10 protein-coding genes are annotated in these 12,255 nt (G+C 68.5%); 4 read left to right on the top strand and 6 right to left on the bottom strand.

Annotated features, from left to right (window positions below; genetic code table 11):
• Positions 1–3,039, bottom strand: a complete 3,039-nt coding sequence (locus AB0M24_RS23985; RefSeq protein ID WP_363771763.1) for a hypothetical protein — start codon at positions 3,037–3,039, stop codon at positions 1–3.
• A gap of 159 nt (positions 3,040–3,198) precedes the next feature.
• Here AB0M24_RS23985 and AB0M24_RS23980 point away from each other — a divergent pair, with 159 nt between their 5' ends.
• On the top strand, positions 3,199–3,678 hold the full coding sequence (locus tag AB0M24_RS23980) for a DUF4262 domain-containing protein (protein ID WP_363771760.1): 480 nt from the start codon (positions 3,199–3,201) through the stop codon (positions 3,676–3,678).
• Here the strand turns inward: AB0M24_RS23980 and AB0M24_RS23975 are convergent.
• Positions 3,653–4,612, bottom strand: coding sequence for a YafY family protein (locus tag AB0M24_RS23975; protein WP_363771757.1), 960 nt, complete (start codon positions 4,610–4,612; stop codon positions 3,653–3,655). The genes AB0M24_RS23980 and AB0M24_RS23975 overlap by 26 nt on opposite strands.
• A gap of 262 nt (positions 4,613–4,874) precedes the next feature.
• On the opposite strand from AB0M24_RS23975, the gene AB0M24_RS23970 reads away from it, so the two are divergent.
• Positions 4,875–5,348 (top strand): VOC family protein, encoded by a 474-nt coding sequence (locus AB0M24_RS23970; RefSeq protein ID WP_363771754.1) that lies wholly within the window; start codon positions 4,875–4,877, stop codon positions 5,346–5,348.
• Here the strand turns inward: AB0M24_RS23970 and AB0M24_RS23965 are convergent.
• The 4 genes from AB0M24_RS23965 to AB0M24_RS23950 all read right to left on the bottom strand — a co-directional run bounded on the left by AB0M24_RS23965 (position 5,332) and on the right by AB0M24_RS23950 (position 9,239).
• Positions 5,332–6,708, bottom strand: coding sequence for an FAD-dependent oxidoreductase (locus AB0M24_RS23965; protein ID WP_363771751.1), 1,377 nt, complete (start codon positions 6,706–6,708; stop codon positions 5,332–5,334). The two genes, AB0M24_RS23970 and AB0M24_RS23965, sit on opposite strands and share 17 nt — an antisense overlap.
• The gene (locus tag AB0M24_RS23960) at positions 6,709–7,923 is read right to left on the bottom strand and encodes an MAB_1171c family putative transporter (protein ID WP_363771748.1); all 1,215 of its coding nucleotides are present in this window, start codon (positions 7,921–7,923) and stop codon (positions 6,709–6,711) included. It abuts the gene before it with no gap.
• Complete coding sequence (locus AB0M24_RS23955) at positions 7,910–8,467, bottom strand: hypothetical protein (protein WP_363771745.1); 558 nt, start codon at positions 8,465–8,467, stop codon at positions 7,910–7,912. Before AB0M24_RS23955 ends, AB0M24_RS23960 begins: the two co-directional genes overlap by 14 nt.
• Before the next feature lie 64 nt (positions 8,468–8,531).
• The gene (locus AB0M24_RS23950) at positions 8,532–9,239 is read right to left on the bottom strand and encodes a hypothetical protein (protein WP_363771742.1); all 708 of its coding nucleotides are present in this window, start codon (positions 9,237–9,239) and stop codon (positions 8,532–8,534) included.
• Positions 9,240–9,453: 214 nt separating this feature from the next.
• Between AB0M24_RS23950 and AB0M24_RS23945 the strand changes: the two genes are divergently transcribed.
• Both AB0M24_RS23945 and AB0M24_RS23940 read left to right on the top strand, forming a co-directional pair.
• Positions 9,454–10,383, top strand: a complete 930-nt coding sequence (locus AB0M24_RS23945) for a GGDEF domain-containing protein (RefSeq protein WP_363771739.1) — start codon at positions 9,454–9,456, stop codon at positions 10,381–10,383.
• A 16-nt stretch (positions 10,384–10,399) separates the two neighbouring features.
• Complete coding sequence (locus AB0M24_RS23940) at positions 10,400–12,253, top strand: right-handed parallel beta-helix repeat-containing protein (protein ID WP_363771736.1); 1,854 nt, start codon at positions 10,400–10,402, stop codon at positions 12,251–12,253.
• Positions 12,254–12,255 lie beyond the last annotated feature (2 nt).

The following is a 12,255-nucleotide window of genomic DNA, read 5'->3' as shown; positions in this document are numbered from 1 at the left end:
TCAGTCACCGCAGCCGGTCGCGTTGTCGTCCTCCGGGCAGATCAGCACGATCCGCGCGGCTGGGCGTTTCGGCGTCGCTGGTGAGCTGCTCGGTGGGACGCTGGAGTTGAGCGTGATCACGATGTCGAGGCTGGTGGAGACACCGCCGAACCTCGGCGGTGTGTCGACGCGCGACCACTCGGCGTTGCGGTGGACCAGAACGTCCGCCGGGATCTCTTGCAGCTTCTCCGCGGTGACTTCTCTGATGGTGACCGTCATGTCCTGCTGCAGCGCGTCCGCGACGACCGGGCCGTCTTTCGTGCCCAGGGTGGCTCGGAAGCTCTCGTTGACGTAGACGGTCGTGTTGGAGGCGTTGAGCACGTCCTTCAGAGCGGCCTTGTTGGTGCTGACGTGGTGCAGCGGCGACTTGTCGACGTGGATCGCCATGCCGTCGGTGATGCGCATGGTGGTGTCGCCGTTGAGGGCTTCCAGGACCCTGGTGGACCACTGTTGTGCCGACGAGCTCAGGTAGACGTCCTTGTCGCCGATCATGGCGCCGACGTCGCCGAACTTGACCGCGCGCAACAGGCCGTCCGTCCGGCCTGGGGTGGCGATGGCGTCCGCGATCTCGCGGAGCATGGCTGCGGCTTCGTCTGTTCCGTTGTGGCCCACCACGGGATCGTTGGTGGGGACGGTGACCTGGTCGTTGTCGACGTGGAGCTGGGACGTCCGTCCTTCCGGGGTGTGGACGGTGATCAGGCGGCCTGTCGGTGCGGTGTCGCTGAACGAGACCGTGGGCGCGTTGTCCTTTGTGGACTTCAGCGTCATGTATTCGCCCGTGGGCGGGGCTCGTGGCTTCAGCTCTCCCAGCAGGTGGGTGGTGATGCCGTCGGGGTTCTGCGTGCCCGTGCGGAGAGCGAATCCTGTTGGCGGGCGATCGGGTCCGACGGTGAGCCACGGCTCGTCCTTGCCGCCGATGCGGTACTGGGTGTCGCCGTTGGTGTCGCGCTGGCTGTAGAAGGCGTCGGTGCCGTGCTGCTTCGGGAGCAGCGCACGGATCATCCTGTGCACCAGGCCCTTGGTCCAGCCGATCGAGATGAAGGACCGGGACTTGGCCGTGGTGAGGGTGCCGAGGTGGTTGCCCTGGTAGTCGACGCGGTAGTCGATCGTGCCGCGATCGGCCTTGAGGCTGGTGGCGAGCTGACGCACGGTCGTCGCCGGCTGCATGACCTTCAGCTCGCCCAACGGAATCACTTCGCGGCCGGTGGCCTTGGTCTCCGTTCTGGCCGTGCCGTCGGAGGTGGTGAGGGTGCGTTCGACGCGGTCGACGACCTCGTGCTGGTTGCCGACGCTGACCTCGGTGATCTTTCCGCCGGCGTTGTCCAGGGTCGAGGACTTCTCGGTCGGTCCGGCACGCCTGGCCGGTTCCGGCAGGTCGGCCTTGTAGCCGTCACCGATGCGCGCGATGCCGTCGCCGAGCGAGACACCGCCGCGCACGCCGTAGAAGCCGCAGTTCTTGTAGGCCTTGGACGGCTTGGTGAGCACGGCTTCGTGCTTCGCGGACGGCGGCTGGATCGGGCGGACGTCGCCGCGTTCCTTGAGGTCCTTGCGGTCGTGGTACCAGTCGGCGAACTTGAGGCTGTTCTTCGGTTCGGTCTCGCGGAGCTGTTTTCCCTTGCTCTGCAGCCATTCCAGCGCGCCGCTCCAGCGCATGATCTGGTCGAGCCGCGCGTACTGAGCCTCGTGGTCGGCGACTTCCTGGTAGTGCTCGTCCCACCACCTCAAGCCTCGTCCGAACGCGTAGCTCGGCTCGACCTCGCCTTCCGCGCCGTCCGAACGGGAGAAGAGCCTGGTGGACTGCGCGCCGAGCGACGCCTTGTCGTTGGTGAAGTTGAAGGCTTTGTCGTTCTGGCCGAACCAGAGGCGGCCACTCTCGGCGGTCGGGCTGGTCGCGCAGTGCGCTGGTGGCGTGACGGCCTTGCTGTCCGGCACGAAACCGGTGATCGTCGGAACGCCGTCGCCGACACCGTCCACCCACTGCTTGGCGATGAGGTCGGTGTAGAAGAGGGTCATGCCGACTTCGGTGCCCTGGATGCCGCCTTCGTACCGGGCTTCGTTGTAGAGCGGGCGGTTTTCCAGGACGTTCAGCATCGTCCACAGGTCGGTGCGGTCGGTCGGGAGTCCTGCGGCCTGCAGCTCTTGTGGCGTGGCCTGGTCGAAGAGTCCTGCTTGGACGAGCTGCGGATCGACCTGCCCGGCGAGGAGCTGGTCGACGGTCTGCCGGGGGACGTTCTTGAGCGCCGCCTGGACGTCCTCGCGCGTCGGGGTCTCGCGCGGCGGGTCGAGGGAGAACGCCGGCTGCTCCTGCTTGGCGTAGGCGCGTTGCAGCACCGAGATGTCCTCGGCGGTGACGTCGGGGCCCGGCCAGGTCCAGCCGCCCGCCCACACCTCGTCGCCGCGCAGCTCCAGTGTGGACAGATGTTTCGCCTTGGTGAGGAATTCGCCCGGTCCGCCGTCTATTCGTTCGCTGACATAACCGTTGTTCGCGCGGAAGTCGTTGGTGGGCTGGACGTCCTCGTCGGTGATCGCGATGGTGCTGTCGCCGATCTCGTACCGGTGGAGCTGCACCTTGCGCGGGTCGCTGCCGGTGTCGGTGCGGTGCTGGTCGAGCAGAAGTCCCGCGGTGCGCTTGTCGTTGACGTCGTCGCGTGGAATCAGCAGGTGGAGGGTGTCCTGGTGCAGCAGGCTCCTGCCGGGGCCGGTCGGCTGCCTGGCGAGGTCCGCGAACCCGTTGTCCCTGATGGGAAACGCGTCGAAGAACGCGTCGCGCATCGCCCGCGTGTCCAGGTCGAGGTGGGACGCGAGCCCGATCCGCGCCCAGTCCCTGAGCTGGTTCTCGCGGTCGTCTCCGAGCGCGCTTTCCGCTGCGGCGAAGGAGACGACGAAGCCCGGCTGCTGTCGTTCGGTTGTGGATTTGCCCGGCTGAAGCACGATCACGATGCCCGCCGCCGCGACGATTGCGATGGCAGACAACGCGATGAGAAGCGTTCGTTGGCGCATGGACGATCCTCCGTGCGTCGCAGATTAACGATCCAGACGGCCGACAGATCGTTTGTCCACTTTCTGTCCACGAACTGCCCAAACGATCTTGTCGGTGCTCCTCGGCACACTGGACGAGGCACGACCTCGCCCACTCACCCCGACCCCGAGGAGCCCCTCATGTGCTGGGACTGCGACCACCCCGCCAGCCGCATGGAAGAACACCTGGCCACGTTGCGTCGCTGCATCGACGTGCGCGGCTGGGCGGTCCAGGCGATCGAACGGGACAGGGCCCACCCGCCCTGGGCCTACACGGTCGGCCTGACCGCGCACGGCCTGCCCGAGCTCGTCGTCACGGGCATGCCCGTCCTTCAGGCGGGCCGTCTGCTCGACGACACGGCCGAACACCTGACCCACAGCTGCGTCCCGTCTCCAGGCCGGCGGTTCGCGTTGGCAGGCGGCCCGGAGCTGGAGGTGGTGCGCGTGGAGCGGCCGTGGGCGCACCTGCTGGTGTCGGCCAGGCTGTACGGCGAGGGCATCGCGGCCCTGCAACTCGTCCACGCCGACGAGTCTGGCCGCTGGCCGTGGGACCGGTCCTACGCCGGTGTGCAGGGCGGTCAGCCGGTCCTGGGCATCAGGGCGTCTCCACCGAGCGGCTGATCCGCGCGCCGAGCCCGCGCAGGTGGTCGATCAGCTGCGGCGGGCCGTGCACGGTGAACTCACATCCGAGCAAGGTCAGGCGGAACGCGAGGTAGTCGATCGTGTCCTCGGTGCTGTGCCACGCGCACTCGTCGTCGCCGAGGGCTTCCAGATCGCCGGCGAAGTCCGCCAGCCGTGCCCGCGCCAGGTCCACCGGCAACCGCAGCGTCGCCCGCGCCCTGTAGGTCGGCGCTGACTCGTACATCTTCTGCGTCACGTAGTTGGTGGCGTCCCCACCCGGCGGCTGCTTGGCGGTGAACCGCGCCCCGGTGTTCAGCGCGTCCGAGATCCGGTCCATCCGGAAGATCCGCCAGTCGTCCCGTTCCACGTCGAAGGCGAGGAGGTACCAGCGCCGCCCCAGCGCGACCAACTGAACAGGCTCCACGTGCCGCTTCGACACAGCGGCCTCCTGCGTCACGTACCCGAACCGCACCCGCTGCCGTGCCTGCACCGCGGCGGCGATCACCGTGAGCTGCGCCGGGTCGACCAACGAGGCGAAACTGGCCGTGGGCGGCGCGGTGGCCGACGTCAGCGACGACACCCGGCGCGCGAGCCGCGGCGGCAGAACCTGCTGCAACTTCGTGAGCGCCCGCAACGAAGCCTCGTCGATACCGGCCACCGGCTGCCGCGCGGCCGTCCGCAACCCGACCGCGATGGCGACGGCCTCCTCGTCGTCCAGCAGCAGCGGCGGCACAGCCGTGCCCGCGACGAGCTTGTAGCCGCCCAGCACACCCATCGTGGCCTCAACGGGGTAGCCGAGGTCGCGCAGGCGGTCGATGTCGCGGCGCACGGTGCGCGGCGTGACGCCGAGCCGGTCCGCGAGCTCGCTGCCGGGCCATTCGCGCGGGGTTTGGAGCAGCGAGAGGAGGCGCAACAAACGTCCGGCGTCGCTCATGTGTGCACCTCTCTGCGGTGGCTTGCGTAGGGTGTGGCGCTTTGCTGCAGGGCGGGAGAGGGCCGGTGTGCGCGCCTGCCCGGGATGTGGCAAGGACCGCTTTGCGTCTCTCCCGCGTGCACCTCGGCGGCCAGCGGTCCACCCACCGCCGTTACCACCCCCGCTTCACCCACGAGGCCAATCTAGGCCACAACTAGGACCGAAATCGTCCTACATGGGTCCTACGGTCGTGTTGACCTCGAAAGAAAGGGACGGAGAACCCATGAACGTCGTGCCCGAGGGCTACCACACCGTGACGCCGTGGATCATCTCGCGCGGCCGCACCGCCGAGCTGATCGACTTCATCGTGGAGGTGTTCGACGCGACCGACCTCGGGCGCGTGGGCGAGGCCCCGGAGATCGGCCACGCCGAGGTTCGGATCGGCGACTCGGTCGTCATGTTGTTCGACAAGCAGGACTGGAACCCGACCCCGGCGTTCCTGCGCCTCTACGTCGCCGACGACGCCGAGACCCTCAAGCGTGCGGTGGCGCTGGGCGGAGAGGTCATCACCGAGCCCACCGAGCTGTTCTGGGGTGACAGGGTCAGCAGGTTCGCCGACCCGTACGGAAACCTGTGGTGGATCCACCAGCGCGTCGCCGAGCCCACGCCGGAGGAGCTGAACGCCAGGATGGCGGACCCGGCGTTCGGCAAGGCCATGGAGTACGTGTCGAGCGCGGTCTTCACTCCGCGGACGTGACCCGCGAACGTTCGTCCGACGTCAGCGTGGGTTCCGGCGACACCGAGCGCCGAGGTCCTCGCATGGTCGCCCACATGACGCGCGGGCTGACCAGGCGAGCCATCGGCCCGGACAACGTGAACGCGTCGAGGAACGCCCGCGTCACCGCGGCCTCGGTCGTGGCCGTGCGCACCAGACGGTCCACATAGCGCTGCAGAACCCGTCCTGCCAACGGCAACGGCTTGCCGACCGCGCCCGGATACAGGATGTCCTGGTTCGTCGCCATGGCCCAGGCCCCGTCGACGACCTTGCCGATGTCGCGCTGGATCCGCGCCGCGCCGAAACCCGAGCGCAGCCCGGCATCCAACGCCTGAGCGCTCTGCGCGGCGATCGACATCCCGTGCCCGTAGACAGGGTTGTAAGTCGCGACGGAATCGCCGAGCGCCAGCAACCCGGCAGGCCAGGACTTCAAGCGCTCGAAGAAGTTCCGCCGGTTCGCGGTGCTGTGCGACCCGTACACGGGGGACAGGGGTTCGGCCGACGCGATCAGCTCACCGACCACGGGATTCCGCACGGAGGAAGCGAAAGCGACGAACTCCGACTCCTCGGTGGTCGGTTCTCCACCACGAGTGCCGGACAGCGTCACCAGCCACCGCCCGTCCTCGATGGGCAGCAACGTGGCTGTGCAGCCCGGATGAGGATCACGTGGATTGGCCTGCACGTTGACGATCGGGAAGCCAGAGGTGGCAGAAGCGGGCGCGCGGAAAATTCGGGTGGCATAAGCAAGTCCGGAGTCGACGCTCTCGGAGTGCACCGCGGGCAGCCCGAACTCCGAAAGCCACGCGGGCAACCGCGACCCGCGCCCGGTCGCGTCCAGCACCAGCTGTGCCTCCAGCGAGACCTGCTCGCGGGAGATCCGATCCTCGACGAGCACGCCGGTGACGGCAGAACGATCCCCGAGCAACGACACCGGCTCAGTCCCGGTCAAAACGGAAATCTTGTTGTCCCGCAACGCCTGCGAACGCACAACCCAGTCCAGCAGACCCCGGCTGCACGACACGATGAACTGCATCTCCGGGAATCGCGGCACCCATCCCTGCGCGCTCAACGACACCAGGTCGTTCGGCACCCCGATCCGATGCGCCCCAGAAGAAAAGAGAGCGTCCAGCGTCCCCGGCAGCAACGACTCGATCGCGCGAGCCCCGCCGGACATCAGCAGGTGCGCGTGCCGAGCCTGCGGCACACCGGAGCGGGACCCCGGTCCGTCCGGCAGCTTGTCCCGCTCCACCACGGTGACCTCGTCGAAGTGTCTGACGAGGACGGACGCCGCGAGCATGCCCGCGAGCCCACCTCCGAGGACAACGGCGTGTGTGGGTGCCATCTACTCTTTTCCCCCTGCTTCCGCGCGCACGACATCGGCGACGGCCGCGTCCACTATCGGCGAGTGCTGGTACGCCCGGGAGATGCGGACCCACCTGTCGTGCTCGGCGGCGAGGTCCGTGCCGTCGACGATCTCCGAGGCCGGGCGGCGTCGCCCAGGCGTCGAAGAGCGCGAGGACGAACCCGCGGCGCGCAGCTGCGCGGCTTCCACGACGGCGACGACCTCGTCGGACGGCAGCGAGGCCTGGTGTGCCAACGAGGTCGCGGCCTCACCGACCGAACCGTCGAAGTAGGGCGTGAGAGCCCAGCGCCAGTCGTTCAGCTCGATGATCTGCCGCCGCACCCGGTGGTGCGGGTTGAGGAACTTGCCGGGCGCCACCAGCACGATGCCGGGGTTCACGTGCACCAGCGCGCGGTGCAGCGGCCGCAGGGCGAAGTACGTCCGCCAGCGCCGCACCCACAGCGACGGCGACGGGCGGCGCGGACCGAGCACCGGCAACGCCATCGCGATCACCAGCGGGATCATCGACAGCGACGCCATCAGCGGCGCGGTCAGGCTCAGCACGTCGAAGCTGCGCTCGCCGGCCCAGTCCATCAGCAGCACGAACAGCTTGATGACCGCGAACCCCGTCGGGAACAACGCGGCCGCGCAGTACCAGCGCAGGCCCCGCGCGAGCCACGGCCGGGCGGAGATCGCCGGGTCACGTGAACCCTGCCAGCAGTGGTAGGCCTGGCCGCCGCAGCCGATGCCGGTGGCCACGAAGTAGATGAACAGGAACACCGCCACCGTCGGCTGGGTGGCGTAGAAGGTGTCGAAGTCGACCTGACGTTCCTCGTCGAGCTCGGACTTGAAGAACAGCACGATCATCGCCGCGACGACGGTCGAGTAGCTGACGACGATCAGCCGAACCCGTTGCCACGCCTGGACCGGGGGATACCGCCAGTACAGCACCAACGCGAACGCGGCACCGGCGAAGCACACGACCAGCGAATAGACCAGCAGCGCCGCGAAGTTCGGCACGCCACTGGTCCAGTTGATCCAGGTGATGTTCGCGGGCGCCGCGAAGAACACCGCGAACGCCGAGAAGAACACCGTCGAGATCAACGCGACGACGCGCGGGCTGCCCCAGCTCGACCGCAACGCGCGGATCTTGTACGCGAGGAGGAGCAGTCCGACGATGCCGCACGAGAGGTAGATCAGGTTAAAGATCGCCACGACGCACCCAGCGAGATCTTCCTTCGAGAGACTCGGCCACCCGGCGCACGTGCGCGGGCTCCTCGGTGGCGGCCGTGTCGGCCCACACCCGGTGTTCGGTCAGGCGCTCCAGCAGGTGGTCGGCGAGGTTCTCCGCCTCCCGTTCCTCGTCCTCGGTCAGCGTCGTGCGCCCCGCGATGATCTGCGCCATCCGCGGCAGCAGGTGCGGCGCCAGCTTGCGCATGCCCTCGCTGCGGCCCAGCGCCACGGGCTGGTGCTCCAGCAGGACGTGCGCGAACTCGTGCAGCAGCACGTGCAGGCGGTGGTACCAGGACGGGGAGTCCGCGCAGATCACGAGGTACGTGCCGTTCTCGAGCAACGCCGTCGCGCCGCTCAGGCACACGGCGTTCGTGATGGCGGCGAAGCGGACGTCGACAGCGCGCCCGAGCCGTTCGCTCATCAGCTCGCAGACCCGGCGGCTCGCCTCCTGGTGCGTGGCGTCGGGCGGCAGGTCGAGGTCGCGGGCGACCTCGTCGACCAGCTTGCGCAGTTTCCTGCGGTTCACCCGTCGCCTCCTCTCGGTGTCGTCTGCGGCGGTCCAGGCAGAGATCTTCACGCCGTTGTCGTCATCAAGTCTGGTCCGCGGATGTACGGCGGCTGTTCAGTGGGAAGGACCAGCCCTCGCCGACTTCGAGAGCCTGCCGGAACCCTTCTACCGCAGCGGCCCTGGCCTGCGGGGACAGTTCACCCGTACGTTCGGCCAGACGGGTGACGAACTCGACGACGCCGAGCTCGCGCAGTGCCAGGAAGTCCGTCAGCTCCGAATCCACCCGCGCGGCGAGGTCGTCGTCGAAGAAGTACGCGGGGTCGGCGCCGAAGTGGTCGGCCAGACCGAGGATGTGCTTCAGCCGCGGGTTCTCGCTGGTGTTGCTCAGCAGTTCGCGGATGTAGCTCGCGGAGATGCTGCCGAACTGGCCGGACGAGCTGATCGAGGCGGCGACCTCCTCCGGCGACCACGGTCCGCGGTCCGGCGGGTGGACGGCCTCGAAGAGCGTGCTCAGCGCGGCAGGACGCCAGCCGGGCTGCTCACCGGGGTGCAACGAGCCGCGACCGCCGAGGAAGACGGCGGGGTGCACGCCGAGCGCGCCGGCGAGGTCGACGATGGCCTGGCAGGTCGGGTTGTCCTTAACGCCGAGGCGCAGCTGCGAGATGTAGCCGTGCCCGATGTCCCCACCCCGTGTCTTCACGGCGGCGGCGAGCGCTACGTTGGTCACCTTGCCCTGGCCGCCGGGCGGGTTGTTGCACAACTCGTTCAGCACCTCGGCGAACGGCCTCACGCCACACCTCCGCTGGAGCGACCCCTGGCCAGCGATCATTCCACTGTTGTGGAACCCGGCGAGCATATGGCATCACAGGGGTTGAATCCACCTGTGTGTAGCCCTATGATCACACTCCGCCGCTTCAACTGTTGTGTCGCGTTTGATCCGAACGACGTCACCTGAGTTGAAAGAGGCAGTTCGGGCGAGTCAGAGCTGATGTCTGGGGGGACTCATGACGACTGCGCGGATGGGGCTTCCAGTGGACCACGGTTCTCTGCGCCTGCACGACGAGAGCGCTCCCACGCGCTGCGGTGCGTGCGCGCAGCCGGTCGGGGCGTGGGCGACGGACCGTCTCACCGGCCTGTTGGGACGGTGGGGCTGGGACGACCAGGCACCCGCGATGTACCGCCGTGCGCAACGCCGGTGGGAGCAGGTCGCGCTGCTGATGATCGACCTCGACCGCTTCAAGAAGATCAACGACGAGTACGGCCACCCCGCCGGGGATGTCGTGCTGAGCGACGTGGCCGACGTCTTGAAGACGCACACGCGCTCGTCGGATCTCGTGTGCCGGTACGGCGGTGATGAGTTCCTGGTCCTGCTGCCGCGCACCACGGGCGGCGAGGCGACCGTGGTGGCGGAACGGATGCTGCGCGGAATCCGGGCGCTGCAGACGGAGATCACCACCAACGACGGCTACGGCATGACGTTGTACGGCCAGACCGCGTCCATCGGCGTCGCGTCGTACGTACCGGGTGGCGACGACACGCTCATCGACCTCGTGCGCGACACGGACGCGGCGTTGCAGCGGGCCAAGCGCAAGGGCCGGGCACGCGTCCAGGTGCACGACCCGAGTGCTTCGGCCGCCGAACGGAACACCGACGCTTCGGCGCTGCACCACCTGCTCGCGTTGCAGGACCTGATGAGCAGCGACCAGCTGCCGCACGTCCTGGTCGCGCTGGCCGAGGGCGCGAAGGCCTCGGAGGAGCTCGCCACGACGCTCGGCCCGAAGGTGCACCACACGCTGGAGCGGCTGCAGGACAACGGTTTCGTGCACCGCCGAGCCGGTCGCTACGAGCTCACCGCCGCCGCGCGCGAGTGGATCACCGACGTGCTGCCCGCCGTGGCCGCGTGGACGAACCGTCACCAAGGACACGCGCACTGACGTAGTTTCTCGCTCTGTGCGAAGAGATCTGCCGGCGCTGCTGCGGTCGGCCCGTCCCGGTGACGTGATCGAGCTGCCGCCGGGCCACTACGAGGGCGAGTTCGTGGTAGGCCAACCGGTCGAACTGCGGCCGCTTTCCGGACCTGGCACGGTCACGCTGTCTTCCAGCACCGGCAACACGTTGATGCTGCTCGCCGATGCGACGGTCCGCGATCTGACGGTCGTCGGCAAGGCGTGGGGTGCGGCGGCGATCGAGGTCGCTGGACGGGTGATGCCGAAGATCTCGAACTGCGACATCAGCGCTCCTGACCACATCGGAGTCAGGGTTCGTGCGGGCGCGCGGCCGGAGTTCTCCGGGTGCCGGATCGGTCAGGCGCTGCACGGAGTGCGGGTCGAGTCGGCCGGTGGTGAGTTCCGGCGCTGCGAGTTCGCGGACTCCGGGCTGGCGTCGGTGGTGGCGGCGCCCGGTGCGGACGTCCTGGTCGCGGACTGCCGGTTCGTGCGTTCGGGCGGGCATGCGGTGTTCGCGGAACAGCGCGGCACGATCACGTTGCGCGACAACGACTTCGAAGGTGGTTCGGTCGCCGCGATCAAGTCGTCGGGACGTGTCGAGGTCGCCGGTGGCGTCGTGCACGGCGGTGGTGGGAGTGCGCTGGAGATCGAGGGCGGCGTGCTGCGCGCGGACAGCGTGCGAGTCGAGAACGTTGGTGCTGAAGGAGTTCTCGTCAGCGGCGGCGAAGGTGTGTTCACGTCGTGCCGGTTCACGGGAACGCACGGGCCCGCGGTCTGGATGATGGGCGGCAAGGCCAGGTTCGACCTGTGCGAGGCGATCGACTCCGACCGCGACGGGTTCCTCGTCGTGGGCGGTGAGGCGGCCTTCTTCCGGTGCGCGGCGCACAACAACGCCGGGCAGGGCTTTTCGTTGCTGCAGAAGGCTTCGGTCCTTCAGTGCGACTCGTTCGGCAACGGCCGTCCCGATGAGATCAGCGATCCCTTGGTCGTGACTCCGCCGGCGCCGCCGTTCCGCATCGGGCCGGCCGGGTTCCACTCGATCTACGACGCGATCGAGGCAGCGCGGCCCGATGACGTCATCGAGATCGACCCCGGTGAGTACGTGGAGGCGGTCTCCCTCGACAAGCCGGTGGAGATCCGTCCGGCGGGAGAACCGGGCAGCGTCAGGCTGAGCGCGGGTGAGACCCACGTGCTGACGCTCAGCGGCGGGGTGGTGCTGCGCGATCTCGTGCTTTCCGGGTCGATCTGGGTGCCCGGCGAGGCCGAGCTGCGGTCGTGCAAGATCGAGACGGGCCGAGTTCAGTCCAACTCGGACAGTTCGTTGTCTTTGCGGGACTGCGATTTGCGCGCGACGGTGACCGCCAACGGCCTGCTCACGATGAGCGGCTGCACGATGACCGGCTCCAAGGGCGTGAGCATCATGGACCCCGGGGCGGTGGTGGACATCCGGGACTGCGTGTTCGAGGACGTCGCCGACGCGGCGGTCCACCTCAGCGACGGCCGTGTCACGATGTCGGACGTGCGGATGATCCGGCCTGCCTACGGCATTCGGACGCACAGCGGTAGGGCCGAGTTCTCCCGCGTCACGATCAGCGATCCCGGAACCGGTGTCACGGTGTACGACGGCCTGGTCGGCTTCACCGGCTGCACGGTCACCAACGCGCGGGCCCAGGGCGTGCTGGTGTGCGGTGGTGTCACGACCTTCGACCGGTGCCGGTCGATCGGCAGCGGGGTCACCGGGTTCGAGATCTCAGGTGGCCTCTCGACGCTGACCTGGTGTGTCGCCGAGGACAGTCGCGGCGCCGATTTCTACGTCTCGAAGACGGCGGATGCGACGCTCGTCGACTGCGAAGGCTGAGG

The organism is Lentzea sp. NPDC051838, assembly GCF_040681245.1.
Lineage (GTDB): Bacteria > Actinomycetota > Actinomycetes > Mycobacteriales > Pseudonocardiaceae > Lentzea.
Note: the sequence above shows the minus strand (reverse complement) of the source record. Positions and strands in the feature narration are given on the sequence as shown.